At 46.6% G+C, this 24,884-nt stretch carries 26 protein-coding genes and 1 other annotated feature; of the genes, 18 read left to right on the forward strand and 8 right to left on the reverse strand.

From position 1 onward, the window contains the following. A complete protein-coding gene (locus D5E69_RS23360; RefSeq protein ID WP_162838955.1) occupies positions 1-144 on the reverse strand; it encodes a hypothetical protein in 144 nt (47 codons plus the stop codon). Positions 145-249: 105 nt separating this feature from the next. After that, positions 250-1,059, reverse strand: a complete 810-nt coding sequence (locus tag D5E69_RS08525) for a Cof-type HAD-IIB family hydrolase (RefSeq protein ID WP_048012960.1) — start codon at positions 1,057-1,059, stop codon at positions 250-252. 150 nt (positions 1,060-1,209) lie between these two features. Here D5E69_RS08525 and D5E69_RS08530 point away from each other — a divergent pair, with 150 nt between their 5' ends. After that, positions 1,210-1,983, forward strand: coding sequence for an alpha/beta fold hydrolase (locus tag D5E69_RS08530; RefSeq protein WP_048012961.1), 774 nt, complete (start codon positions 1,210-1,212; stop codon positions 1,981-1,983). A gap of 66 nt (positions 1,984-2,049) precedes the next feature. Next, positions 2,050-2,358, forward strand: a complete 309-nt coding sequence (locus tag D5E69_RS08535; RefSeq protein ID WP_048004341.1) for a metal-sulfur cluster assembly factor — start codon at positions 2,050-2,052, stop codon at positions 2,356-2,358. A 41-nt stretch (positions 2,359-2,399) separates the two neighbouring features. Here the strand turns inward: D5E69_RS08535 and D5E69_RS08540 are convergent, their stop codons facing one another. After that, positions 2,400-3,083: a Crp/Fnr family transcriptional regulator gene (locus D5E69_RS08540; protein ID WP_159129556.1), complete on the reverse strand. Its 684-nt coding sequence runs from the start codon at positions 3,081-3,083 to the stop codon at positions 2,400-2,402. 50 nt (positions 3,084-3,133) lie between these two features. Next, positions 3,134-3,952, reverse strand: a complete 819-nt coding sequence (locus D5E69_RS08545) for an undecaprenyl-diphosphate phosphatase (RefSeq protein ID WP_048004340.1) — start codon at positions 3,950-3,952, stop codon at positions 3,134-3,136. Positions 3,953-4,128: 176 nt separating this feature from the next. Here D5E69_RS08545 and D5E69_RS08550 point away from each other — a divergent pair, with 176 nt between their 5' ends. Both D5E69_RS08550 and clpB read left to right on the forward strand, forming a co-directional pair. Next, on the forward strand, positions 4,129-4,308 hold the full coding sequence (locus D5E69_RS08550; protein ID WP_048004339.1) for a YjzC family protein: 180 nt from the start codon (positions 4,129-4,131) through the stop codon (positions 4,306-4,308). Positions 4,309-4,430: 122 nt separating this feature from the next. Continuing rightward, the gene (clpB, locus tag D5E69_RS08555; protein WP_159129557.1) at positions 4,431-7,016 is read left to right on the forward strand and encodes an ATP-dependent chaperone ClpB; all 2,586 of its coding nucleotides are present in this window, start codon (positions 4,431-4,433) and stop codon (positions 7,014-7,016) included. Between the two features lie 309 nt (positions 7,017-7,325). Here clpB and D5E69_RS08560 read toward each other — a convergent pair whose 3' ends face one another. Next, positions 7,326-7,874: a winged helix-turn-helix domain-containing protein gene (locus D5E69_RS08560; RefSeq protein ID WP_148794842.1), complete on the reverse strand. Its 549-nt coding sequence runs from the start codon at positions 7,872-7,874 to the stop codon at positions 7,326-7,328. Between the two features lie 170 nt (positions 7,875-8,044). Here D5E69_RS08560 and D5E69_RS08565 point away from each other — a divergent pair, with 170 nt between their 5' ends. After that, complete coding sequence (locus tag D5E69_RS08565) at positions 8,045-9,313, forward strand: MFS transporter (protein WP_053072402.1); 1,269 nt, start codon at positions 8,045-8,047, stop codon at positions 9,311-9,313. 59 nt (positions 9,314-9,372) lie between these two features. On the opposite strand, the gene D5E69_RS08570 is transcribed toward D5E69_RS08565, so the two are convergent. Further along, positions 9,373-9,555: a DUF2929 family protein gene (locus D5E69_RS08570; RefSeq protein ID WP_048004335.1), complete on the reverse strand. Its 183-nt coding sequence runs from the start codon at positions 9,553-9,555 to the stop codon at positions 9,373-9,375. A gap of 225 nt (positions 9,556-9,780) precedes the next feature. Between D5E69_RS08570 and D5E69_RS08575 the strand changes: the two genes are divergently transcribed. From D5E69_RS08575 to D5E69_RS08610, 8 genes are all read left to right on the forward strand, one after another. Beyond that, complete coding sequence (locus tag D5E69_RS08575; RefSeq protein WP_048004334.1) at positions 9,781-10,521, forward strand: hypothetical protein; 741 nt, start codon at positions 9,781-9,783, stop codon at positions 10,519-10,521. Positions 10,522-10,539: 18 nt separating this feature from the next. Next, entirely contained in the window at positions 10,540-11,259 is a 720-nt protein-coding gene (locus D5E69_RS08580) for a Rossmann-fold NAD(P)-binding domain-containing protein (protein ID WP_048004333.1), read from the forward strand. Between the two features lie 63 nt (positions 11,260-11,322). Beyond that, positions 11,323-12,288, forward strand: a complete 966-nt coding sequence (locus D5E69_RS08585) for a BMP family ABC transporter substrate-binding protein (protein ID WP_048004332.1) — start codon at positions 11,323-11,325, stop codon at positions 12,286-12,288. Continuing rightward, positions 12,285-12,467: a ComZ family protein gene (locus D5E69_RS08590; protein ID WP_048004331.1), complete on the forward strand. Its 183-nt coding sequence runs from the start codon at positions 12,285-12,287 to the stop codon at positions 12,465-12,467. The genes D5E69_RS08585 and D5E69_RS08590 overlap by 4 nt, the downstream gene beginning before the upstream one ends. A gap of 397 nt (positions 12,468-12,864) precedes the next feature. Then, a complete protein-coding gene (locus D5E69_RS08595; RefSeq protein WP_048004330.1) occupies positions 12,865-13,797 on the forward strand; it encodes a beta-ketoacyl-ACP synthase III in 933 nt (310 codons plus the stop codon). 49 nt (positions 13,798-13,846) lie between these two features. After that, positions 13,847-15,091: a beta-ketoacyl-ACP synthase II gene (gene fabF, locus D5E69_RS08600; RefSeq protein ID WP_048004329.1), complete on the forward strand. Its 1,245-nt coding sequence runs from the start codon at positions 13,847-13,849 to the stop codon at positions 15,089-15,091. A gap of 279 nt (positions 15,092-15,370) precedes the next feature. Next, positions 15,371-15,946: a DUF2268 domain-containing putative Zn-dependent protease gene (locus D5E69_RS08605; RefSeq protein ID WP_159129558.1), complete on the forward strand. Its 576-nt coding sequence runs from the start codon at positions 15,371-15,373 to the stop codon at positions 15,944-15,946. Between the two features lie 105 nt (positions 15,947-16,051). After that, positions 16,052-16,801: a YjbA family protein gene (locus D5E69_RS08610; RefSeq protein WP_048004327.1), complete on the forward strand. Its 750-nt coding sequence runs from the start codon at positions 16,052-16,054 to the stop codon at positions 16,799-16,801. Between the two features lie 39 nt (positions 16,802-16,840). Here D5E69_RS08610 and trpS read toward each other — a convergent pair whose 3' ends face one another. Together trpS and D5E69_RS08620 are read right to left on the reverse strand one after the other, a co-directional pair. Next, the gene (gene trpS, locus D5E69_RS08615) at positions 16,841-17,839 is read right to left on the reverse strand and encodes a tryptophan--tRNA ligase (RefSeq protein WP_048004326.1); all 999 of its coding nucleotides are present in this window, start codon (positions 17,837-17,839) and stop codon (positions 16,841-16,843) included. Positions 17,840-17,915: 76 nt separating this feature from the next. Then, positions 17,916-18,148 (reverse strand) — a binding site (T-box leader). Between the two features lie 41 nt (positions 18,149-18,189). Beyond that, the gene (locus D5E69_RS08620; RefSeq protein WP_048004325.1) at positions 18,190-18,576 is read right to left on the reverse strand and encodes a DUF3899 domain-containing protein; all 387 of its coding nucleotides are present in this window, start codon (positions 18,574-18,576) and stop codon (positions 18,190-18,192) included. Between the two features lie 454 nt (positions 18,577-19,030). Between D5E69_RS08620 and D5E69_RS08625 the strand changes: the two genes are divergently transcribed. From D5E69_RS08625 to D5E69_RS08645, 5 genes are all read left to right on the forward strand, one after another. Then, positions 19,031-20,695 (forward strand): peptide ABC transporter substrate-binding protein, encoded by a 1,665-nt coding sequence (locus D5E69_RS08625; RefSeq protein ID WP_048004324.1) that lies wholly within the window; start codon positions 19,031-19,033, stop codon positions 20,693-20,695. 162 nt (positions 20,696-20,857) lie between these two features. Beyond that, on the forward strand, positions 20,858-21,787 hold the full coding sequence (gene opp3b / locus D5E69_RS08630; protein ID WP_048004323.1) for an oligopeptide ABC transporter permease: 930 nt from the start codon (positions 20,858-20,860) through the stop codon (positions 21,785-21,787). Further along, positions 21,787-22,812, forward strand: a complete 1,026-nt coding sequence (gene opp3C, locus D5E69_RS08635) for an oligopeptide ABC transporter permease (protein WP_048004322.1) — start codon at positions 21,787-21,789, stop codon at positions 22,810-22,812. The genes opp3b and opp3C overlap by 1 nt, the downstream gene beginning before the upstream one ends. Positions 22,813-22,832: 20 nt before the next feature. Then, the gene (locus D5E69_RS08640) at positions 22,833-23,903 is read left to right on the forward strand and encodes an ABC transporter ATP-binding protein (protein ID WP_048012973.1); all 1,071 of its coding nucleotides are present in this window, start codon (positions 22,833-22,835) and stop codon (positions 23,901-23,903) included. Further along, positions 23,903-24,838 (forward strand): ABC transporter ATP-binding protein, encoded by a 936-nt coding sequence (locus tag D5E69_RS08645; protein WP_048004320.1) that lies wholly within the window; start codon positions 23,903-23,905, stop codon positions 24,836-24,838. Before D5E69_RS08640 ends, D5E69_RS08645 begins: the two co-directional genes overlap by 1 nt. The last annotated feature ends 46 nt before the right edge of the window (positions 24,839-24,884 follow it).

Here is a 24,884-nt window from a genome sequence, read left to right on the forward strand (position 1 = left end):
TTACAGACCTCCGTCGTAAGGAGTATTGGAAAGCTTCCTTGCTTCTGCCTCGGCATAAGTCAAATGGTATGGAATGCGTTCATCATGTTTGGAGACCGCATTTTTTCCTTGCTGTACAAAACGCTTGGATTTGTTCCTTCCCATCCTAACCACCCCTTATCGAAGTTGGAGCACCCTTCGGATGCTCCTGATTAGTATGGCTGAAATCCGGCGAATTACGTGAGCAAGTATTACCCTCCATTGCCAGGATTACAATCCAAGATGCCTTTCGAGGAATCTTCCTATCCCATCGTCTTGATTACTTTCCGTGATATGATTGGCAAGGTCTTTAAGGGGATCAATGGCGTTCCCCATGGCCACACCCGTTCCTGCATATTGGATCATTTCAAGATCATTATCTTCGTCTCCGAAAGCGATGATGCGGTCTTGTGGAATCTGTAGGCTTGAGGCTACCTTTTCGATGCCGACTGCTTTATTCAGGCCGGTTTTGACGATTTCGATGATGTGCCAAGGGGCGGCCCAGCGGCGGTGATCGATCAGTTCCGCATGGACGTCATCAAGGTGGGATCGAATCTCGGGAACATCGTGTTCGTCAGCATGGATCAGCATGGAAGTGGGGTGGTCTTTCAATACCTGACGTATATCACCGGTAGAGATGGATGGATTCCCCATCATGAATACATCGATGATTTTTTCATCATGATAGTGAAGGTACACATCATCCTTCACTTCCGCGACGATATTCTGGAATTTGAAGCCATGACAGGCATCAATGATCTGCTTGGCTGTTTCAAGGTCCATCGGCTCATGATGGACCCCCCAGGAAGGGTCCTCCGGGTGATGGACGAATGCCCCGTTAAAGTTGACAATCGGAGTCGTGAGTCCCATCTGCTTATAGTAAAGCTCACTCGCGCGGAATGGCCTGCCTGTGGCGATCATCACCTCATGCCCATTTTTCCTGGCTTTATTGAGGGTCTCCAACGTGCGTACGGATATTTTCTTTTCATCGGTAAGCAAGGTTCCGTCCAGGTCAAGGACGATAAGATGTTTTTCTTTCATATTCACTAATCCCCCATCTATATGTTCTCTAGTTGTAGTGTACGCATAAGGCAGCATACTTGTCCACTGCACGGAAGGCCAAATAATATACATGCCCCTTCCACTAGGATATCATAGGAAGGAAGCCATACCCGGAAGGAGCGGACGATTGTGATCATCGTAGAGAATAATGCCATTGAAGAAATCCCTTTTCTTCATCTGGTCAAAGAAGAATACCGTAATGAAGCGTTGCCGACATGTTTTTTCGTACATGGATTCACCAGTGCGAAGGAGCATAATCTGCACTATGCATATTATTTAGCCGAGAAAGGGTTCAGAGTGATCCTGCCCGACTGTCTGGAGCACGGGGAGAGGGGGACCGGCAAGACGGAATATGAGCTGGGCAAAAGATTCTGGAACATCGTCATTCACACGATCAGGGAATTGAACACCCTCAAGGAGGCCTTTGCCCGGGATGGGCTCATTGATGGGGAGAGGATCGGTCTTGCCGGAACGAGCATGGGAGGAATCGTGACCCTGGGTGCCTTAACTCAATATGAATGGATCAACAGTGCCGTATCCCTCATGGGAAATCCCTCCTATGTGAAGCTTGCGCAGGCCCAGCTTGGCCAGCTCGAAAAAATGGGTTATGACAATCCTTTCACCGAAAAGCAGGTTGAAGAGATCCTTTCTGAGCTGGCTAGATTCGACCTCAGTCTGCAACCGGAAAAGCTGAACGGCCGTCCACTCATGTTCTGGCACGGGAAAAATGATAAAGTGGTACCGTTCCAACTTACATATGAAGCGTATACGGAACTCCTCCCTTTCTATGAAGGACGAGAGGATCGACTGGTCTTCCTTGAAGATCAGAAGGCCGATCACAAAGTCAGCCGCGACGGTGTCCTGAAGCTCGTGGACTGGTTTGAGGACCACCTGATGGCGTAAGCTTTTGTCATATGGGACAGAATTTGTTAAGATGAGTTAAGAATACGGACAGATAGGAGTGATTGTGTGGATCAAGATCTGAAAGACAATATGATGGGCGCCCTTGAACAAGTGGTGGACCCTGAACTTGGAATAGACATCGTCAATCTCGGATTGGTATATGACGTGGAGCTGGATGAAGAAGGAACGGCCACCGTTACGATGACTCTGACCTCCATGGGATGCCCCCTTGCAGGGACCATCGTGGATCAGGTTAAAACAGCACTGCGTGATATCCCGGAAGTAAAGGATACCGAAGTGAATATCGTATGGAACCCACCTTGGAGCAAAGACAATATGTCACGCTACGCCAAGATTGCATTGGGAATCCGTTAAACGTCCCATAAGAAAAGGGCCTGCACATAGCAGGCCCTTTTCTAGTTGATTTGACAAACGCATTGGGGGCATTGATCGCAATCAATCGTTTCTTTCAGTCGATCCAGTTTATGAATGGTGATGAAGCCTTTGTTCATGGTAATCACACCGTTATCCTTGAGGTCGTGCAGCATCCTGTTCACCACTTCTCTCGAGGCACCGCAGAAATCGGCGAGATCCTGATTGGTGAGGCTGATACCGATGAGGATACCGTCTTCCCGGCGATCTCCGTACGTATTGCTCAAACGGATCAAGGTGGAATAAAGGGCGCCTTTTTTTCCATGAAGAAGGAGATCACGGAATCTTGACTGGTCTTTCCGCTGCTGAAGCTGTGACCACATCATCCATTCCCGGTTCCTCACCCTATCGTCCAAAAGCGCTGCTTCGAAGTCGGTGATGGGGAGTGAGAGGAGGAAACAGCGATCCATCGCCCTGGCGCTGACCGAACAGGAAGAATCCCCGCAGAACAAATCAATTTCTCCTACAACATCCCCTGCTCCAACAATACGAAGGGCCAGTTCACGTCCGCCGGGTGTAGATCTCGTCACCTTGATATGTCCTTCCCTGATGAAGAACAAGTGGCCTGGGGCTTTTCCTTCAAGAAACAGGTAGCTTCCTTTGGATATTTCATATGGAAGGCCTTCCTGTATGAACATCGCTTTGATCGAATCAGGTATATGTTCCACATCCTCACACCATTCCGTTCAGATAGTTACAGGATATTCCTTTTTGTAAATTATAGAAGGGAAAAGAGTGTCACGCCGCCGCCTACAACGAAGCAGTAGATGGCGAACACTTTCAGGTTGCCTCTTGCCATGATGCCCATAAACCATCTTAATGCATAGTAGGAGGCAATGAGTGAGGCCAGGAATGCAACGATATACGGTACGGCCAGCTCCCCTAAGTTAGGGTCGTTGATCAGGTCTTTGATGCCGAGCAGCATGACACCGAACGATACAGGTATGTATAAAAGGAAGGAGAATCGCAGTGCTGTTTCGGGCTTCATGCCCCGTCCCATGGCAGCGACGATGGTGGCACCTGAACGACTGATACCCGGGATCAGTGCGACTGCCTGTGCAAGTCCGACGATGATGGCATCCTTCACATTAAGGTCCCCGTCATTTTTTCTTCCGCGCAGGTTACGGATAAGCCAAAGGGCGATACCCGTAATGATCAGGGTGATTCCCACTGTGATGATCCGATCAGAAACGAGTGCCTCAATATCATCACCGAACAGGACACCGATGACACCAGCAGGGATCGTCCCGACGATTAAATACAGGATGAATTTGAAGTCGCGGGTATTTTCAGGGGACTTCGTCTTGAAGTATCCGAGCCCGTTAGCAATCAGCCTGTAGATATCTTGGCGGTAAATGATGAGCACTGCCAGGAGCGAGGCTGTGTTGACGAGTATTTCAAACGTTAATGAAGTGGTCTTGATATTAAAGAAATGTTGAATAATTTGAAGATGTCCACTGGATGAGATCGGGATCGGTTCAGTCAGCCCTTGAATGAGCCCGAGTACCAGGTACTTCAGTATCAGAATAATATCCATTTACTTTCCTCCAAGCAAAAAAATTCACACTTATTCATTTAACACCATTGGGCAAAAGACTGTAAAGGGAATTTCCAGAATCGAAAAGAGATTGACATATTTCTGACAGGTATGAATGCCCCCTGTATGTTGAAAAATAGAAGCGAAGCACATGCTTCACAAAAGGAGGGGTCATTATGGGACAGCGCAGACACTTCAAAGGTGGAGAAAAAGCACCCAATAATGGGATATACATTGAGATCGGTGAAACCGGTAGTACCGTCAATCACCCGAAGCAGGCTAAACTGAAAGCCGGGGATCGTTTCCCTGAGACGACAAACGACGATCGCCACTGGACGTATGCCAGGAAGCCGTAATGATAGGGGATGGGGCATCTGCTCCATCCTTTTTTGTGCAATCACGGGCTTTTATTTTCCAATAGGGAAGGAACGAGCTATAATAAAGAAAAGGTCAAGAATGGTCAAGGAGGAGTGAGTATATGAATTTTGATCAATTCACCGTTGCGATCCAGGAAGGGCTCGTGGCGGCAGGAGAACTGGCAAAGGAAAAAAAGCATACAGACATCCTGGTGATTCATGTGTGGGATCGTCTGCTGGAAGGCCCGGACAGCTTTTTAGCCTCTCTCTATGCCAGGTTGGACCTCGACAGTTCCGGGCTGAAAGAGTTTATACAGTCCAGGATCGACCAGATCCCCGAAGTGCAGGGAGAGAATATTCCCTATGGACAATACTTTGCAGGTGATATTCGTCGTCTCCTTGATGATGCCAACCATCTAAAGGATAAATGGGGGGATGAATACATATCGACGGAACATCTTGCTGTCGGGATCTACCGACAGCAAGATCATCCCATTACGCGTTTTTTACTTTCAAAAGGAATCGATCAGCAATCGATCCAAGATCAAGTAGAATCAATCAGGGGAGGGGACAAGGTGAAAGATCAACATGCTGAGATGAAATACGAGGCCCTTAAGAAGTATGGCAGGGATCTTGTGGAAGAGGTGCGATCCGGAAAGCTCGATCCCGTTATCGGACGAGATGGTGAAATCCGTCATGTCATCCGGATCCTATCGCGGAAAACCAAGAATAATCCCGTTCTCATCGGGGAGCCCGGTGTCGGGAAGACAGCCATTGTAGAAGGACTTGCTCAGCGGATCGTCCGTAAAGACGTTCCGGAGGGATTGAAGGATAAGACCATCTTTGAACTGGACCTGAGCTCACTCGTAGCAGGGGCGAAGTTCAGGGGAGAATTCGAAGAGCGATTGAAGGCGGTACTGAAAGATGTGAAAAAAAGTGAGGGAAGGATCATCCTCTTCATCGATGAGCTGCATACGATTGTCGGTGCAGGCAAAACCGAAGGCGCAATGGATGCGGGAAATATCCTTAAGCCCATGCTTGCCAGGGGAGAACTTCACTGTATCGGCGCGACGACGCTCAATGAACATCGTACGTATATTGAAAAAGACCCTGCCCTTGAACGACGCTTTCAGCAAGTGCTTGTAGAAGAACCGACCGTGGAAGATACGATTTCGATCCTCCGTGGACTGAAGGATCGCTTTGAAATCCACCATGGTGTCAATATACATGACCGGGCCATCGTAGCGGCTTCGATGCTGTCTGACCGCTACATCACCGATCGTTTCCTTCCGGATAAGGCCATCGATCTTATTGATGAAGCCTGTGCCATGATCCGAACCGAGATCGATTCGATGCCTACAGAGCTCGATGAAGTCACCAGGAAGGTGATGCAACTTGAAATCGAAGAAGCGGCTCTGGTGAAAGAAAAGGATGCGGCTTCCCTGGGAAGGCTTGACTCGATCAGGGGGGACCTTGCCAGCCTGAAGGAAAAGCTGAACGGCATGAAGATGAAGTGGGAGCAGGAGAAAGCAAGTATCGCCATCGTCCAGGAAAAACGTGAGGAGCTTGAAAAACTGCGCCGGTCCCTAGAGGATGCGGAAAATCAATATGATTTGAACAAAGCAGCGGAGCTCAGGCATGGGAAGATCCCTGAAGTTGAAAAAGAGCTTGCCGGTCTCGAGGCAAAAGCGCTGAAGGAAGAAGAGGGACGTTTGCTGAGAGAAGAAGTCACGGAAGAAGAGATTGCAGGCATTGTGGCCAGGTGGACGGGAATCCCCGTAACGAAATTGGTGGAGGGTGAAAGGGAAAAGCTCCTGAAACTCGATAGCATCCTTCATGAGCGGGTCATCGGTCAGGATGAGGCAGTCGGTCTGGTGACAGATGCCGTTATCCGGGCAAGGGCAGGAATCAAGGATCCCAATCGTCCCATCGGATCATTCATCTTCCTCGGTCCTACAGGTGTAGGAAAGACCGAGCTTGCTAAAACCCTTGCCCAGACCCTGTTCGATAGTGAAGATCACATGATCCGCATTGATATGTCAGAGTACATGGAGAAGCACGCAGTCTCAAGGCTGGTCGGGGCTCCTCCCGGGTATGTAGGCTATGAAGAAGGAGGACAGCTAACAGAAGCCATCCGCCGGAAGCCATACTCGGTGGTCCTCCTCGACGAAATCGAAAAAGCGCATCCTGAAGTGTTCAATATCCTCCTTCAGATGCTCGATGATGGAAGGATCACCGATTCTGCCGGAAGAACCGTCGACTGCAAGAACACCGTGATCATCATGACCTCAAATATCGGCTCAACCCACCTGCTTGAACGCAATCACGGGGAAGAAGAGATCAGTGAAGATACGAAGGAGCTTGTCATGGGGCAGCTAAGGGCTTCATTCCGACCGGAATTTCTGAACAGGGTGGATGATATCATCTTATTCAAACCCCTAAGCATCAACAATGTGAAAGGCATCATCGATAAGCTCTTCAAGGAGCTGAAAGAGAGGGTAACAGAACAGGGGCTTTCATTGGAGATCACGGATGATGCCAAGTCCTTCATTGCCGAATCGGCCTATGATCCCGTGTACGGAGCACGCCCATTGAAACGCTTTTTGCAAAAAGAGATTGAAACAAAACTTGCCAGGGCCATCATTGCAGGCGAGGTCACAGGAGAAGTGATGGTTGAGAAAGGGGAGCAGGGTCTGACGATCACGTAAGGATGGTTGAAAAAAGTCCTATTTAATCATGACCAATATCAGTATAAGTTTTTAATACCGCTAATGATTTCCATGCAAGACTTCGCTTTCCGCGGGTAGCCCGTGAGCCTCCTCGGCATGCCTGCGGGGTCTCACATTAGCTACTCTCCCGCAGGAGTCTTCGTCTTGCATTCCAATCAACCGCTGGAAACAATGACATTTGATTTCGTAAAACAAATTAAAAACCCGAACTCCTTTGCCTAGTGGTATGCAAAGGAATTCGGGTTTTACTATGACTAAAACACTTATGTCCCAGCCTCTTTATATTATTCATTCTGAGCGAGCATCATCTTTGTACGTAAGGACAATGAATTTATAGTCCGAACTATTACTTTTGGGAACCTCTTTAGATGATCGTAGATTAATCGTTTTTAATATTTCTTCATTGATATGCTCCCACTCTTCCAAAGTGAGGTTCACGATTTGTTCACTATACTTAGCATTTGAATGGATTGGGGGAGGATCTGAAGATAAATCTTCCTTCAATAAATTGATTCCTTGATTCATATTGAATAATGCTTTTGTTAAAAGTTTTTCATGATATTCCATGGCCACTTCTCCTTCGAATGTCATGGATGCATCACGAAGGTGGCTTGATGTGTAGTACTTCTCAATGATATTACCGACAAGTTTTTCTTTTTCAATCGTCATTAACCCAAGGTTTACTAATTTTTGGATGTGGTAGTATAGCCTCGACTGCTTTTCATTTAATTCTTTGGCGATTTCTTTCACTGTTTTGCTTTTATGTTTGACTGTATCAATGATTGCCTCCAGTTTTGGATCAAACAATGCTTTGGCAACGTCAGGGTTCACCATCATACTTCACCTCCGTCTCATCATACCAAATAAACCGGGGCAGAGGAAAAGTTCCTGCAGTAACGCTAACAAAGACAGAAAAATAATAAGAATAAATGGAAAAAACTGAATTTCTTATTTACAAATATTTTTTATCGTTTAAAATTATTTTAACGAATAAAAAATATTAAAGGGTGATTCAGTTGATATCTTTGTTAAGGAATACGTCCTATCGTCGTTTATGGTTCTCTCAAGTGGTGTCTTTGCTTGGCGATGGGATTACCCGTTTATTGGTCTTGTATCTGGCATCAAAATTGACCTCAAATCCTATGATCTTCAGTTTTATCCTCATTGCCGGTTACTTACCGGGCATGTTGGGGGGAGCCTTCGTCGGTCCGATTGTGGATAGGTATGATAAAAGGATGATTATGGTCTGCTCTGATTTGTACAGACTGGTCATCGTGCTCCTGATGATTACGGCACAGACCTCTTTATCCTGGCTGGTGGTGCTGATTTTTTTGCAAGGGGTAGGGAACCTGTTTTTTGAACCAGCTAAAACGGCCCTTATCCCGAGCTTGATAAAAAAAGAGTCCATACCTGACGCGGTGGCATTTTCACAATCTACATTCATGGTGATGGCAATCATTGCACCTTCCATAGGGGGGATTCTGTTACTGAGCGAGGAATATTCCCTCATATTTCTACTGGATGCAGCTACATTTATGCTTTCGGGGCTCATCCTCTTATTCTTAAAGTCGAGAAGAGGAGAATCGGCAGAGGAAGAAATGGTGACCAAAGACACATACAGGGAGTCTCTGAAGCAAGGGGTAAACATCATCAGAAACAATCCGTTTTTAATCGGACTTCTCTTTTTGATCACCATTGGTATATTTGTAATGGGAGTGATTAATGCAAATATTTATGCCATTACACTAAACATATATAGGTTGAATGAAGTTCAATTCGGGACACTGGAATCACTCGAAGGGATCTTTGGGGTAGCAGGCTCACTTGCAGTCCCTTTCATAATGAAAAAGTGCAGGAACAATACGCTGCTTATGCTTACGTTTGGATTTTTGGGGATTATGGCGCTATTGACGATTCCTGTTTATGAGGCTCATAGGATCCTTCCATTCTTACCGCTGTATATCTGGATGTGTATGACATCATTTTGCAGTCCCTTTCTCAATGTCCCGCTCAATAGCATGCTCATGCAAAGAGTGCCTGATAAGGTATTGGGGAGGATATCAGGAATCATGGGCACAATGATAAATTTCAGTATACTATCCGGACTGCTACTAGGCGGGTGGGCGGCCGCTGCCATTGGTCCGATATGGACGGTTACATTGGCTGGATTCCTACTGCTCGTCATCAGTATTACTTTTCCATTCACGAAATTTTACGGCGAGTTGGTTGCACCGACCGCTCAAGTCGAAAGTACGGAGGGATCGCCAGCACTCTGAAAATAAAAAAAGCCTGTAGGCGGTCGTCTGAAATTCAGACCCGGTCTACAAGCTTTTTTTTAATGATCCTCAACAGGTTCGTTAGGAAGGATCAATGTTACGATATAAGCAAGGATCGTGACGGCGACGGATAAGATCAACCCTTGCATGAAATCGAATTTTCCGCCACTCATGTTTGCTACAACATAAGTCAGCATCTCGGTCAGTGCAAATGCCCAGAAGAACATCCAGAAAAATCTCACGGTTACACCCCGTTTCTATATGATTGGCTGAAGCAGCCTATGTAAACATTCATAATCTCCTCTATACTACCACAGCTTGGGCTTTTAATAAATGGCGAAAATGTGAAATGTAACCCCTGTCATTTTATGCTCTTCATCACGAATTCCCTTAATTATGGGCTAATCCCCTTTCCGATACAGGACCCCGGCATACACTATAGTACCTTGGAAAAAGGAGAATTTCAGATGTATCAACGATTGTTTCAAGTAGAGCAAGAGTGGTGCATGATTCATTATCCCGAACGACCGAACGGTTTTGCAGTGATGATCATTGGTGATTACGGTCAAGATGTAGATGAGAAAAGCAGTTTCTGGTCTCAGCATGAGTTCCGTAAGAAATGGGTCCGCGATATGACGGATAAAGGGTATATCGTTTTTTACAGCAATCTGTACGGAGCCAATTGGGGAAGCAAAAAGGCAGTCCGTCTTGCACATCGCCTCTATCAATATGTGAAAAGGACGGAAATCATCAACCCCCGTATCCATATCCTGATCGAAGGAATGGGCGGGCTAGTCCTGAAAAACCTTTATCCCCTGATGAAGGAGGATGTGAGGAGCATCGTGATGCTGTCGCCATGCATATCCCTGCTGAACCATCTTCAACAGGAGAAGGAGCAGAAGTTCTTCCACAAAAAGCTCATTCGGGAAATCAGACATGCTTTCAATATCACGGAAGATCAGTGGCCGTCATTCCTTGGAAGTTTAGCTGAAGCAGACGTGTTCCAGACAATCCCGATGCCGATCTACATTGTGCAACCTACCAGCCTGAATCGTTATAAAAATCAGGTCACACTCATACTAGATATATATAGGGACCGGTTGGAAAACGGTCTGATGGTCGATTTGTTTTATGTCCTTCCTGAGAAACGGATCTCCCTGGGAAGGAAATTCACATCTTATTTTGCGAAGCACGAAAGCGAACTTTAGCTGATGGGAGTGAAGAAAGTGAATCATGCATATGTGTATCCGGCCCAGGGATTTCTGGGCTTTGAATTATGTACGGCGCTGCTCGAGGAAGGGTGGGAAGTAACAGCACTTGATTCTGGCAGGGAGATGGGTGATCATTGGATGGAAATCGGCCGGAATGCCAATCTCCACTGGACGTCTTATGCTGAATGGGATCGAGTGGTTCCTTCCGGAAGTCATGTGTATCTGCCCTATTATGATCAGGAAGACCTTATAAAGGGAAAAGAAGGCGAGACCTTGATGGGAAAGGCAGCATACACCATCAGGGTTTTCAGCCATTTTCAAGATCCTCCCTCGCAAAATCCAGGCGGTGCCGATATATATATTCCCACCTTGATCGGTCCGCGGCAGCCCGAGTCGTATCTTTTTGCCAGACTACTAAAGGATGTTCATGAAGACGAACCGGTACAAGATGATCCGACCGGCGTGATCTACGTGAAGGATGCCGCCAGGAAGATCGTCTCACTCGCAGGGGGAAAGGGAAAGGCCGTTCTTCATTTGAAGGGGGAAGCGGGGTGGTCGGAGGCCAGGTCCCTCCTGACGGAAGCCGGAATTCCACAAATGGAAGCACCGAAGATCATCAGGGGCAAGGAAGTATCTGTCACGGCTTCTAAAAATCTTGAAGGCATCTTTGATGAGCAATTAAAGGAAGCCGGGATAAAAAAAGGAAAAAATAGCTTCCCTTATTCGGAGCGGTAAAGGTAAAATAAATCCGTTGCACTTATTTTTACGAGTTCCGAAGAATCAAAGGAGTTGCTGTACTTGATCATGAAATTTTTTCACTTGTCGATGATCCTGTTGCTCATCGGGGGCTGCTCTGCCGGTAACCGGTCAGGAGAGATGGATAATGCCGGTCTGCTTGTACCGGAAACGATTGATGACGGCGTTTGGGGAACCAAGGGCTATCAAGGTCTTTTAGGCATCCAGAAAGAGTTCGATGTGAAGGTTTATTATAAAGAAGGCATGAAGAACGATGCATCGGTCCGTCAAGCCATAGATGACTTTGAAAAGGAAGACGTCAATCTTGTTTTCGGACATGGGAGTGAGTATTCTTCCATATTCAATGAGGTGGCATCAGAGCATAAAGACATGCATCTGGTGAGCTTCAACGGGGACGCCACGCAGAAAAATACTACCAGCCTGACTTTCAAAGGCTACGCTATGGGCTTCTTTGGAGGGATGACGGCGGCTTCCCAGACCAAGACGGATCGACTCGGCATCATTGCCGCCTTTTCCTGGCAGCCGGAAGTACAGGGGTTCATTGATGGAGCCAGATACCAAAACAGTGAAGCAGAGGTTCTGGTCGATTATACAGGTCACTGGGATCATGCCGAGGTTGCCCTCGAAAGGCTCGACGGACTCCTCGACCAGGATGTGGACGTTGTATATCCTGCTGGGGACGGGTATAATGTGGCTGTAATTGAAAAGCTCAAGGAATCAGGCCGGTATGCGATCGGGTATGTGAGCGACCAATCAGACCTTGGGGAATCAACGGTGCTGACGAGTACGGTCCAGCATGCCGACAAATTGTATGAATTGATTGCCGGGAAATATACAGCCGGTGAGCTTGAGTCGGGTAATCTTGAATTCGACTTCCAGGACGGGGTCATCTCCATGGGAGAATTCAGCCCTGTAATCCCTGATGGATTCAAGAGCGAAATGAACCAGCATATCAAAGCATATGTCGATACCGGGAAACTACCGAACGGAAAGGAGCCGCCACTATGAACGAAGACAAAACGATGGAATTTTTGCAGATCGCGATGAAGTATCTTCCGGAAGCACAGGAACAGCTCGAAAAATCAGGAATCCAGCTCAGTCCGGATATGATTCAACCGTTCCTGTCCATGTTCACCAACGTCATGAACGAAGCGTATGAACTAGGGAAGCAGGACGCGTCGAAGTAATGTACATAGAACAGGAGGAATGATTCACCCCGCCTGATCAACAAGAAACCCAAGAGACGACATAAAGTCCCTCTTGGGTTTTTTCGGCGTGTGGAGAATGAGGTTCTCCCCGGTGAACCCCGCAAGCTTGATTCGAGGGTTGACGCTTTCTTTGAAGCTCTTCTACTTAGAAGGACCTTACCCATTTAAGTATTGGGTTACGATTCCCCCACTCCGAAGAGAAGGTACCGTGATTAGTAGTACCCGATCATTCATGCACGGTGAAAACCAAATGGAACCCCGGATGATAATCGAAAAGCAAGGCAAAAAGAATTGCAGAAAAGGGAAAAGTCCGTTAAAATTAGTACCAAGTCATAATAATTGATAATAAAGCAAAGATAAACAGGGGGATGCCGATATGAATACTGGAATCATTGGAATAGGGCGCTATCTGCCTGAGAAGATATTGACCAATGCCGATTTGGAAAAAATGGTGGATACATCGGACGAATGGATCCGCACACGAACAGGGATTGAAGAGCGACGTGTGGCAGGGGATGATATCGATACATCGGATATGGCCTATGAAGCTGCGAAAAAAGCCATCGGGGATGCAGGCATCTCACCTGAGGATATCGACCTGATCCTTGTGGCAACCGTCACGCCTGATCAGCCTTTCCCTTCCGTCGGATGCCTCCTCCAGGAGCGACTCGGCGCCAAGAAAGCAGCAGCGATGGATATCAGTGCTGCATGCGCAGGCTTCATGTATGGTATGATTACCGCAAAACAATTCATCGACAATGGAGCCTATAAGCACATCCTTGTTGTCGGCGTGGAGAAGCTGTCGAAAATTACAGATTGGGATGACCGCAATACTGCCGTCCTGTTCGGTGATGGGGCCGGTGCCGCTGTCATGGGTCCTGTACCTGATGGCAAAGGGATCCTCGCTTTCGAGCTGGGTTCTGATGGAACCGGGGCAAAGCACCTCTATCAGGATGAGCACATCATCATGAATGGTCGCGAAGTATTCAAGTTCGCTGTACGGCAGATGGGTGAATCCTCCATCAACGTCATTAATAAAGCCGGGCTTGATAAAGAGAACGTCGATTTCCTCATTCCTCATCAGGCGAATATCCGCATCATGGAAGCTGCAAGACAGCGTTTGGAGCTGCCTGTTGAGAAGATGTCCAAGACCGTGAATAAATATGGAAACACATCTGCCGCATCCATTCCGATTTCACTTATCGAGGATCTTGAAGCCGGAAGGGTGAAAGAAGATGACGTCGTCGTCATGGTGGGCTTCGGTGGGGGCTTGACCTGGGGTGCGATCGTCATGCGCTGGGGAAAATAATCGATAGAGAACTATCTTCTACTACTTATACGATAAAGGAGACCGAACAATGGATATGAAACGTGTTGTAGTAACAGGATTGGGTACCGTCAATCCGTTAGGAAATGATGTAGATACGACGTGGGCGAATGCCCTTGCAGGAAAATCAGGGATCGGACCACTGACAAGGCTGAATGCTGATGAGTATCCTGCCAAGGTGGCGGCCGAACTGAAAGATTTCAATATTGAAGACTTCGGGATCGAAAAGAAGGAAGCACGGAAGATGGACCGTTTCACTCACTACGCCATCGCTGCTTCCCTTATGGCTGTAAAAGACGCCAAACTTGAAATCACCGAGGAAAATGCCAATCGTGTCGGTACATGGATCGGTTCCGGAATCGGTGGGATGGAAACATTTGAAACCCAGTATGAAACCTTCCTGAAGCGCGGATACCGCAGGGTGAGCCCGTTCTTCGTTCCGATGATGATTCCGGATATGGCTGCCGGCCAGGTATCAATCCTCCTAGGAGCAAAAGGATTCAATTCCTGTACCGTAACGGCTTGTGCAACAGGTACAAATTCCATCGGAGATGCATTCAAGGTCATCCAGCGCGGTGACGCGGATGTCATGATCACGGGTGGAGCGGAAGCACCGATCACGAAAATGTCCGTAGCAGGCTTCTGCGCCAACACAGCCCTTTCGACCAATCCGGATCCGCAAACGGCTTCAAGACCATTCGATTCTGAACGTGATGGCTTCGTCATCGGAGAAGGAGCGGGGATCGTCATCCTTGAAGAACTCGAACACGCTTTGAAACGCGGAGCGACAATCTACGCTGAAATCGTCGGCTACGGTTGCACGGGCGATGCCCATCACATCACGGCGCCTGCACCAGGCGGTGAAGGTGGGGCGCGTGCCATGAAGATGGCGCTTGATGATGCCGGTGTGACGCCAGAGCAGATGGATTACATCAACGCCCACGGTACGAGTACCGCCTATAATGACAAGTATGAAACGATGGCCGTCAAGGAAGTATTCGGTGATCATGCCAATCGCCTGGCCATGAGCTCGACGAAATCCATGACCGGTCACCTTCTCGGTGCAGCGGGCGGAGTGGAAGCGATCTTCACGGTTCTAGCCATGAAGGATGGGAAGCTTCCACCGACGATCAATCTTCAAAATCCAGATCCTGACTGCGACCTGGACTATGTAGCCAATGAAGCACGTGAGCAGGAAGTCAATGTTGCCATGAGCAATTCACTGGGCTTCGGTGGTCATAATGCCACGCTCGTGTTCAAAAAATATGTGAAGTAACCAAGTGCCTGCCGATCTTTTCGGCGGGCTTTTTTTCTATCTTTCCTGAAAGTTGCATATATATGAACCAAATCAGCAGGAAAGAGTGATATGAATGTCCGTGGTTCCTACAGATGAATGGCTGCAGAAAAGCTTCGATGATCCTGTCGATATGCTTGGAAGGACGAAACGGGGCAAGGGGGAAGGTGAAGCCTTCTATGCTTATCTCAGGAAGCAAGGCATGTATCGGCCCACCCGGCAAATGAAAGAACGATTTAATGAACTGAAAGATGCGGGATTATGGGGAAGGTATCTTCTTTTGAGAAAAGATATAAAAGAAAGTGGAAGGGACCGGATGTGCCTATCTATCTATTCCCCATTGAGTCAAGGGCTGGACTTTTCAGGTCGTCGACAAAGAAATCCGGGGTATGTTTCCCTGATGAAATCTTTCTTTTCCTCCAAACGCTCGAAAACGAAAAAGAATACGAATCGCTATTTGTGCATGAGTACCATCATTGCACCAGGATGAAAAGGCTTGGTAAAAAAGAAGAAGAGTATACGCTCCTTGATTCCATCATATTTGAAGGCCTTGCAGAGAATGCCGTGAGAGAATATTGCGGCGTTGATTACGTGGCACCTTGGACAAGGAAATACAGTGAAGGGGATTTGTCCGGGTGGTACGCGGAGTGGATCAAACCGAGCTTGGATCTGACAAGGAAGGATGCTCTTCACGATGAACTTCTTCATGGGAAAGGGAAGTACCCTGATCTTCTTGGATATGCCGCAGGCTATCAGATCGTCCGGGCCTTTTTAGAGAAGAATGGGCTGAATAGCGTGAAAGCCATGGGACTCCCATCATCTGCATTCTTGAAGTAGACATTGTATGAAGAGGGATAAATCAGAAGAAATGAAGAATAAATCCATCTCCTATTGACCATACTGATTGACAACCAAACAATGTAGTAAAGCGAGGGGTCAATCATGTTATATCTTCATGATGTATGGGTCAATTGGTTCGAAGGGGAAGAAAACGGATATAATATCTGCCATTTTCACGAATGGAGAAAAGAGGACGTCATCGAGCTGCTGGATCAAGTTCCTCTATTGAAAGTCGGCAAAGAGTTGTATCATTACATCGAGAATGATTTATCAGAATTACCTCGGCAGATGCTGGATGATGTGTATCAAAAAGCGTATCTCAGAAAGAACCATGAACGCATCCAGCAGGATTATTGCTTCGTGGTCACCGATGGCACGGCGATTCTGGCGGTCGATACGATCGGCTATACCGTCCCGATCAGGAAGAGCCGGCTGATTCCCCGTCAGGAACAGTTGGTATATGAAATGGTGGAGAGTCAAGAGGAGCTTCAATATGAGTTCAAACCCGATCAAAAGCGGGAGGAAGCATACCACATCCTTTCCCCGAACCCGTTCATGATGAGCGGGCTGACACGGAAGGAAAGGCAGTTGAAGCAACTTCTTTTCATGGCGCTCGATCAACTTCGCACCTCGGAGAACACTGCTGAAGTGAGATATTGGTATACCGAGTGGGCCCCGGAACAGTACAGGACGATCCAGGAGCTCGATTTCCATGAAGCATGGCAGATGCTTTATGAAGATACAAAATACGGATGGTCCGATAAACATCTTTCACTCTGCGAAAATCTGATCAAAGGGCAACCATTCTTTGAAAAGCTGTGGGAAGTGGAGAATCGTCCGAAAGTAAATTGAACAAAAAGAACCTTGAGCCCATGCTCAAGGTTCTTTTCATTATCGCTTTTTCCGTTCTTTTCTTCCAAGGCCCATGGCCTTTTCCATTTTCTTTAGCATCTTCCCGGCCGTACGATTCGCTTTTTCAGCTCCGCGGTCGAGGATGTCGTCAAGCTCCTCTGAATCAATGAGCTCGTAATAGCGGTCTTGAATCGGCTTGATGGCATCAACGACCACTTTGGCAAGATCGCCCTTGAAATCACCGTAGCCTTTTCCATCATATCGCTCTTCAAGTTCGGCAATCGGCGTGCCTTCAAGAATCGAATAGATGGATAGAAGATTCGAAACCCCGGGTTTTTCCTCCCGGTCGAATCGCACGATCCCATCGGAATCCGTCACAGCGCTCTTGATTTTCTTTTCAATCACCTTTGGATCATCCAGCAGTGTAATGAACGCTTTTTTGTTTTCGTCGGATTTGCTCATTTTCTTCTGTGGATCTTGAAGGGACATCACGCGTGCGCCCACCTTCGGGATGCGCACCTCTGGAACCGTGAAGATATCGTTGTATTTCTTGTTGAAACGCTCCGCAAGGTTCCGGGTAAGCTCAAGATGCTGTTTCTGGTCCTCACCGACAGGGACTAGATCGGTACCATAGAGCAGAATATCAGCCGCCATGAGGGGAGGGTAGGTAAGGAGACCGGCCGATACAGCTTCTTTTCCGTGGGATTTATCCTTGAACTGAGTCATGCGCTCAAGTTCCCCGATATAGGTTACGCACTGCAGGATCCACCCTGCCTGTGCGTGCGCGGGCACCTCCGACTGAATGAACAGCGTGGCTTTCTCGGGATCGATCCCGCAAGCAATGTATAGGGCAGCAAGGCTGCGGATGTTTTTGCGCAGTTCCGCTTTATCCTGTGCAACGGTGATTGCATGCTGGTCCACCACGCAGAAATAGCAATCATACTCTTCCTGAAGCTCCGTGAATTGCTTCATAGCCCCGATATAATTTCCCAGCGTGATCGTTCCGCTCGGCTGAATGCCGCTAAAAATCGTTTTCATCTTCATTCCTCCTATAGTACAGTTCCAGTATCATCATGACCATCCGGCCAAAAAGAAAACCCACCCGTCCAAAAAATATAGGGACGAATGGGTTGTTTCCGCGGTGCCACCCTAAGTTACTCAGGAATTGAGTCAGCTTAGTCCATGCCATGCATGGTCCCCGGTTAACGGAAGGGGTCCGTCCCCGGCTACTGCTTTCACCGGGGAAGCTCGAAAGTCCATTCCCCCGCAAGCGGATGCCTGCTTTCAGCGGACGCAGGCTCTCTGGGAACCGGCAGGCGGGGTACTACTCTTTGTCAAAGCCTGTTTCATATATGCAAAAGCCATTATATGAAAAATAAGAGGCGAAATCAAGTATAGAGAGAGTATGAAAGGATCAGGGAGACGGCAAGGGAGAGGATCCCGATATAAAAAAGGGGTGCCGTCAGACGGAATGGTTCTCTCACTGCATACACCTCGTGTATTTCTTTCCGCTCCTCCATCTCATCGAACTGCGCCACGTATTCATCTTTTTTCGATCTTGACCTGAAACGTCTGAACGCATACAGGATCCCGTTCAAGAATCCGTTCTGAAAAACAAACATCAGGGCAGCAACGGATGCATAAGAAATTCCGACGATGAATAAAGTGTCAATGAGGGAAAGGAGCAGATCCGATCCGTTCATATAGCGGACAAGATAAACCGCTGCGAGGTAGAGCAAGGTGATCAGCGGCAGGACGCGTAAACGTTTCATCATGTTGCACCTTCACTTCCGAAATAGTTTCAAGCCTTCCCTCCGGTAGAAAGGGGAGGCATGCTGTCTTCTTATAGAAGTATACCCGAAGCGTTCAGGGTTTGAAAAGGAAGCAAGAGCACGAATTCACAGTTTTTTATATCTATCCGCCTTCCTAGATAATTATAATGAGGAATGGAGAACGCTTTCTTCCGATAAAGAAGGAAAAACAGGAGGAAAATCGCTGGTTTAATTGGTTGATTGTAACATTTGTAATGGGACAAACAACCCTTATCTTTTGTATAGAACCCTTATATAGCAAGGTTTTAACACCTTATTACCTAGTAAACTGATTATTTAGCAAAAAAACTGTTAAATTCGTATTGCAAAAATATCTCTATCATGTATAATAAGTAACAAATCTTCTGAAAATTAGAAGATAAATAAATATGAGAAGTATGAGGAGGTCAATTTCAAGATGAAGAAAAAGTTTTCTTTATTACTGGTTCTTCTTCTAGCTGTGAGTACTTTCTTGGCTGCCTGTGGCGGAGACAAGAAGACTGACGGCAAAAAAGAAGGGGCAGCTGGGGGATCTGACACGAAAGACGAGCAAGTATTGAATCTTGCCGAAGCTTCCGAAATCCCGTCAATGGATTCAGCTCTTGCAACGGATGCAGTATCATTCAACGTTATGAACCAGGTGTATGAAGGTCTTTACCGCCTTGGTGAAAACGATGAGGCTGAGCTGGGTATCGCTGCTGAAGAGCCTGAAGTAAGTGAAGACGGTAAAAAGTATACATTCAAGCTACGTGATGCAAAATGGTCTAACGGTGACCCTGTCACTGCACAAGACTTCGTATACGGATGGCAACGTGTTCTAAATCCAGACACAGCAGCTGAGTATGCGTACATCATGTCTGATGTTAAAAATGCTTCTAAAGTAAACGAAGGTAAAGCAAAACCTGAAGAGCTTGGAATCAAAGCACTTGATGAAAAAACTCTTGAAATCGAATTGGAAACAGAAGTTCCTTACTTCAAAGCATTGCTTTCTTTCGCAACATTCTACCCGCAAAACCAAAAGTTCATTGAAGAACAAGGCGACAAATATGGTCTAGAAGCTGATACTTCTGTATACAATGGACCTTTCACACTTTCTGAGTGGAAGCATGAGCAAAGCTTCAAACTTTCTAAAAACAAAGATTACTGGGATGCTGACACTGTTAAACTTGACGAAGTTAACTTCAGCATTGTAAAAGATACAACAACTGCAGTTAACCTTTATGAAACAAACAAAATCGACAGGGTTGGCCTAAGCGCTGAGTTTGTTGACAAGTACAAAAATGATGAAAACTTCAAAACACGTGGAGAAGCATCTGTATTCTTCCTTCGTTTGAATCAAGACTCTAAGAACTCTGAGATTCTGAAAAATGAAAATGCACGTAAAGCATTCGACTCAGCATACGACAAGCAAGGTATGGTCGACGTTCTATTGAACAACGGATCTGTACCAGCTTACTACCTCGTTCCTAAAGATTTCGTAACAGGTCCTGATGGAAAAGAATACCGTGAAACTGCCGGAGAAGCATTTGGTGGATTCGACGTTGAAAAAGCAAAAGATTACTGGGCAAAAGCTAAGAAAGAAACTGGCATCGACAATGTTGAGCTTGAGCTACTGAACTATGACAGCGAAAGTTCTGCGAAAATCGGTGAGTACTTCAAAGAGCAACTTGAGTCAAACCTTGACGGATTGACTGTTAAGATCAAAGCTCAACCATTCAAGCAAAAGCTTGATCTAGAATCAAAAGGTGACTATGACTTCTCCTTCGCAGGATGGGGTCCGGATTATCCAGATCCGATGACGTTCCTGGATATGTTCGTAACAGATGGTGCACATAACCAAATGGGTTACTCTAACCCTGAATTTGACAAATTGATCGAGCAAGCTAAGACTGAGCTTTCTTCTGATCCAGAAGCTCGCTGGCAAGCAATGGTTGATGCTGAAAAGATCCTCTTCGATGATCAAGCAATCAGCCCGATCTACCAACGAGGTGTTTCTTACCTTGAGCGTCCATACGTGAAAAACGTATTGGATCACTCTTTCGGAGCTGACTATTCTTACAAGTGGGCTTCTATCGAGAACTAAAACGCTCTAAGTTGAACCTTCTGAAGGAGAGTGTATGCATAGGCATACGCTCTCCTTTTCCAGTGATAAGCGACAATTTTCGCAATTTAAAAAATAAATTGAAAATTTGTCGATTATCGCTATAATGGAGAAGTAGTATAAACATAGAAAAGGGGGCTAAGCATGGTCAAATATACTATCAAGCGTATTGTTTATATGATCATCACTTTGCTTATTATTGCAACCGCCACATTCTTCTTGATGAAGCTCCTTCCAGGAACTCCACTCACAAATCAAGAGAGACTGTCTCCGCAACAACAACAAATCATCCTAGATAAATACGGACTCAATGATCCACTGCCGGTTCAGTATGTCACCTATATGACGAACCTGGTACAAGGGGACTTGGGTTTGTCATTCCAATATGACAATCGTCCGGTTTCTCAAATGATCGCTGACCGTATAGGACCTTCCGCACTACTTGGTTTCCAAGCAATGGTATTAGGTACGATCGTCGGTTTGATTATAGGGATCATTGCGGCTATCAGACAGAACACCTGGGTTGACTATGGCTCTACATTCCTGGCCGTTCTGGGTATTTCAATTCCTTCTTTCGTATTTGCAGCGCTTCTGCAATACTATGTGGGAGTTAAATGGGAACTGCTTCCGGTAGCGTTATGGGGAGAGTATAAAAACACCATCCTTCCGACCCTCGCTTTGACAGTAGGGGTAGTCGCAACGATCGCCCGTTATATGAGAACTGAAATGATCGAAATCCTTAACACAGATTATATTTTGTTGGCTAAAGCAAAAGGGACAACAAACACAAATGTCATCGTGAAACACGGCGTCCGGAATGCCATGATTCCAATCATTACGATCCTTGGGCCGATGACTGTCGGTATCATGACAGGAACAATGGTTATTGAACAGATTTTTGCTGTGCCCGGATTAGGGGAGCAATTCGTCCGTTCAATCAATACAAATGATTATACGGTCATCATGGGTGTAACATTATTCTATAGTGTTCTTCTTGTTGCCGTCATTTTCTTGGTGGATATCCTTTATGGAATTATTGATCCGCGTATTCGTCTAGTTGGAGGGAAGAAATAATGGAACCAAACAAAAAAAATCAAGAGCAGCTATCAAAAGACCTCTTCCAACGACAAAAAGCAACAAGTGCACAAGCTGAAAAAATTGAACGACCAAGTTTGAACTTCTATCAGGATGCATGGATCCGCCTGCGCAAGAGCAAAGGGACCATCATCGGCTTGATCATTACACTTATTATCGTGTTCTTTGCGTTTGTTGGACCTATGATGAATGATCATAAGTTCTCTGATCAGAATATCCGTCATGCCAAACTTCCTCCGAAAATCGAAGCACTGTCTGGAATCAGCTGGCTTCCGTTTGACGGAAAGGACCATGAAGGATTTGATGTCTATGAAGCGCGTCAAGTCAAAGAGAACTATTGGTTCGGAACAGACGATTTGGGCCGTGACCTATGGACGCGTGTGTGGAAAGGGACTCAAGTTTCCCTTTACATCGGGATCCTTGCGGCCGTCATCGACTTCTTGATCGGAATTTCCTACGGTGGAATCTCGGGATACTATGGTGGAAGAGTCGATGATATCATGCAGCGGATCATCGAAGTCCTTGTGGGTATACCAAACTTGATTGTTATTATTCTCTTTATCCTGGTGTTTGAACCGGGGATATTCTCGATCACCATGGCGATGGTACTGACAGGATGGACGAGTATGGCCCGGATTGTCCGTGGACAGATCCTGCAGCTTAAAAACCAGGAATTCGTATTGGCATCCCGTACATTGGGAGCACCGAATAATCGTTTGATTTTCAAACATCTATTACCGAACGTGATGGGGCCGGTAATCATCACCACGATGTTCACGGTTCCAGGTGCCATCTATACCGAAGCGTTCCTGAGCTTTATCGGACTCGGTATAGCACCGCCTAAGGCATCACTCGGATCATTGGTTAATGACGGGTACAGATCCATTCAATCCTACCCGCATATGATGCTGATTCCATCAGCGGTCATCTCATTGATCATCCTGAGCTTCAACCTCATGGCCGATGGGCTAAGGGATGCTCTTGATCCAAAACTGCGTAAGTAAGAAAAAGGGGGATATATAATATGGAAAAAGTGTTGGAAGTCAAAAATCTGCACGTCTCCTTTAATACTCATGCTGGAGAAGTGAAAGCCGTTCGCGGTGTGGATTTACACTTAGATAAAGGTGAAACATTGGCGATCGTTGGGGAATCAGGGTCAGGTAAGTCTGTTACGACGAAAGCCCTGATGCGTCTGATCCCGAACCCGCCTGGATTCATCAAGCACGGAGAAATGATGTTCGAAGGAAAAGACCTTGCTAAAATACCTGAGAAGGAAATGCAAAAGATCCGCGGGAAGGATATTTCGATGATCTTCCAGGATCCAATGACTTCCCTGAATCCGACTATGACAATCGGAAAGCAAATCATGGAGCCGCTATTGAAACACCAGAATATGAGCAAACCGGATGCTAAGAAACGAGCCATCGAACTTCTCAAGCTCGTCGGACTGCCGAGTCCGGACACCCGTTTCAAACAGTATCCCCATCAGTTCTCCGGCGGTCAGCGTCAGCGTGTTGTCATCGCGATTGCCCTTGCTTGTAATCCGAAAATCCTGATTGCCGACGAACCGACGACGGCCCTTGATGTAACGATTCAGGCACAGATCCTTGAACTGATGAAAGATCTGCAAAATAAAATCGATACGTCCATCATCTTCATCACCCATGACCTTGGTGTGGTGGCAAATGTAGCAGATCGCGTAGCCGTTATGTATGGCGGACAAATCGTCGAAACTGGAACCGTAGATGAAATCTTCTACGATCCGCGTCATCCGTATACATGGGGACTGATCAGCTCCATGCCGACGACCGACACAGACGGTGAACAGCACCTCAGTGCGATTCCCGGGACGCCTCCGGATCTGTTGAATCCACCTAAGGGGGATGCATTTGCACTAAGGAGCGATTACGCCATGAAGATCGATTTTGAACAGGAACCACCGTACTATCAGGTTTCTGATACACATTATGTGAAATCATGGTTGTTGCATCCGAATGCTCCGAAAGTTGAGCCTCCAGAGGCAGTGAAAGTAAGGTATCGCAGAATGCCTTCCAACTTTGCAGAGCCTGTACTTGTTGAGGGGGTACGTGTATAATGGCTGAAAAATTATTGGAAATCAAAAACCTGAAACAATATTTCAATCCTGGCAAATCAAATATGGTCAAAGCCGTCGATGATATCAGCTTTGATATTTATAAAGGGGAAACGCTCGGCCTTGTTGGGGAATCAGGCTGCGGGAAATCGACTACCGGACGGACCATCATCCGCCTTTATGATGCAACAGACGGTCAAGTGCTCTTTAACGGTGATGATGTACACGGGAAAAAATCCCGTTCGCAGTTGAAGAACTTCAACCGCAAAATGCAGATGATCTTCCAGGATCCATACGCAAGTTTGAATCCGCGTATGAAAGTCGCGGACATCATTGCAGAAGGAATCGATATCCACGGGCTTGCTTCAAATAAACAAGATCGCATGAAGAGGGTGCATGACCTTCTTGAAACAGTCGGACTTAACAAAGAGCATGCCGGCCGCTATCCTCATGAATTCTCAGGGGGTCAGCGTCAGCGTATCGGGATCGCCCGTGCCTTGGCTGTAGAACCTGATTTCATCATTGCCGATGAGCCGATCTCTGCACTGGATGTATCCATCCAGGCACAGGTCGTGAACCTTATGCAGGAGCTTCAAAAAGAAAAGGGACTTACGTACCTGTTCATCGCCCATGATCTTTCTATGGTTAAATACATCAGTGACAGGATCGGGGTCATGTACTACGGTAAACTCGTAGAATTGGCACCAAGTGATGCCCTTTACAACAACCCGTTGCACCCGTACACTCAGTCACTCCTGTCAGCTATTCCACTACCGGATCCTGATTATGAGCGCAACCGCAGAAGGAAAGAATATAATACAGCTGTCCATAACTATACAGCTGATGACAAACTTGAAATGCGCGAAGTCGCACCGGGACATTTCGTCTACTGTTCCGAAAAAGAATTCGTTCAGTATCAAGCTCAATACAAGCATTAAAAAGAAGACTCCCAGAAATGGGGGTCTTTTTTGCCCGAATGACCAT

This window comes from Rossellomorea marisflavi (assembly GCF_009806575.1).
Taxonomy (GTDB): domain Bacteria; phylum Bacillota; class Bacilli; order Bacillales; family Bacillaceae_B; genus Rossellomorea; species Rossellomorea marisflavi_A.

Coding starts and splice junctions, on each gene's coding strand:
- opp3b (WP_048004323.1), top strand. CDS start 20,858: ATGGTCAAATATACTATCAAGCGTATTGTTTATATGATCATCACTTTG.
- fabF (WP_048004329.1), top strand. CDS start 13,847: ATGGATATGAAACGTGTTGTAGTAACAGGATTGGGTACCGTCAATCCG.
- D5E69_RS08590 (WP_048004331.1), top strand. CDS start 12,285: ATGAACGAAGACAAAACGATGGAATTTTTGCAGATCGCGATGAAGTAT.
- D5E69_RS08610 (WP_048004327.1), top strand. CDS start 16,052: ATGTTATATCTTCATGATGTATGGGTCAATTGGTTCGAAGGGGAAGAA.
- clpB (WP_159129557.1), top strand. CDS start 4,431: ATGAATTTTGATCAATTCACCGTTGCGATCCAGGAAGGGCTCGTGGCG.
- D5E69_RS08605 (WP_159129558.1), top strand. CDS start 15,371: ATGGGGAAGGTATCTTCTTTTGAGAAAAGATATAAAAGAAAGTGGAAG.
- D5E69_RS08560 (WP_148794842.1), bottom strand. CDS start 7,874: ATGATGGTGAACCCTGACGTTGCCAAAGCATTGTTTGATCCAAAACTG.
- D5E69_RS08595 (WP_048004330.1), top strand. CDS start 12,865: ATGAATACTGGAATCATTGGAATAGGGCGCTATCTGCCTGAGAAGATA.
- D5E69_RS23360 (WP_162838955.1), bottom strand. CDS start 144: ATGGGAAGGAACAAATCCAAGCGTTTTGTACAGCAAGGAAAAAATGCG.
- D5E69_RS08625 (WP_048004324.1), top strand. CDS start 19,031: ATGAAGAAAAAGTTTTCTTTATTACTGGTTCTTCTTCTAGCTGTGAGT.
- opp3C (WP_048004322.1), top strand. CDS start 21,787: ATGGAACCAAACAAAAAAAATCAAGAGCAGCTATCAAAAGACCTCTTC.
- D5E69_RS08545 (WP_048004340.1), bottom strand. CDS start 3,952: ATGGATATTATTCTGATACTGAAGTACCTGGTACTCGGGCTCATTCAA.
- D5E69_RS08620 (WP_048004325.1), bottom strand. CDS start 18,576: ATGATGAAACGTTTACGCGTCCTGCCGCTGATCACCTTGCTCTACCTC.
- trpS (WP_048004326.1), bottom strand. CDS start 17,839: ATGAAAACGATTTTTAGCGGCATTCAGCCGAGCGGAACGATCACGCTG.
- D5E69_RS08575 (WP_048004334.1), top strand. CDS start 9,781: ATGTATCAACGATTGTTTCAAGTAGAGCAAGAGTGGTGCATGATTCAT.
- D5E69_RS08640 (WP_048012973.1), top strand. CDS start 22,833: ATGGAAAAAGTGTTGGAAGTCAAAAATCTGCACGTCTCCTTTAATACT.
- D5E69_RS08645 (WP_048004320.1), top strand. CDS start 23,903: ATGGCTGAAAAATTATTGGAAATCAAAAACCTGAAACAATATTTCAAT.
- D5E69_RS08550 (WP_048004339.1), top strand. CDS start 4,129: ATGGGACAGCGCAGACACTTCAAAGGTGGAGAAAAAGCACCCAATAAT.
- D5E69_RS08525 (WP_048012960.1), bottom strand. CDS start 1,059: ATGAAAGAAAAACATCTTATCGTCCTTGACCTGGACGGAACCTTGCTT.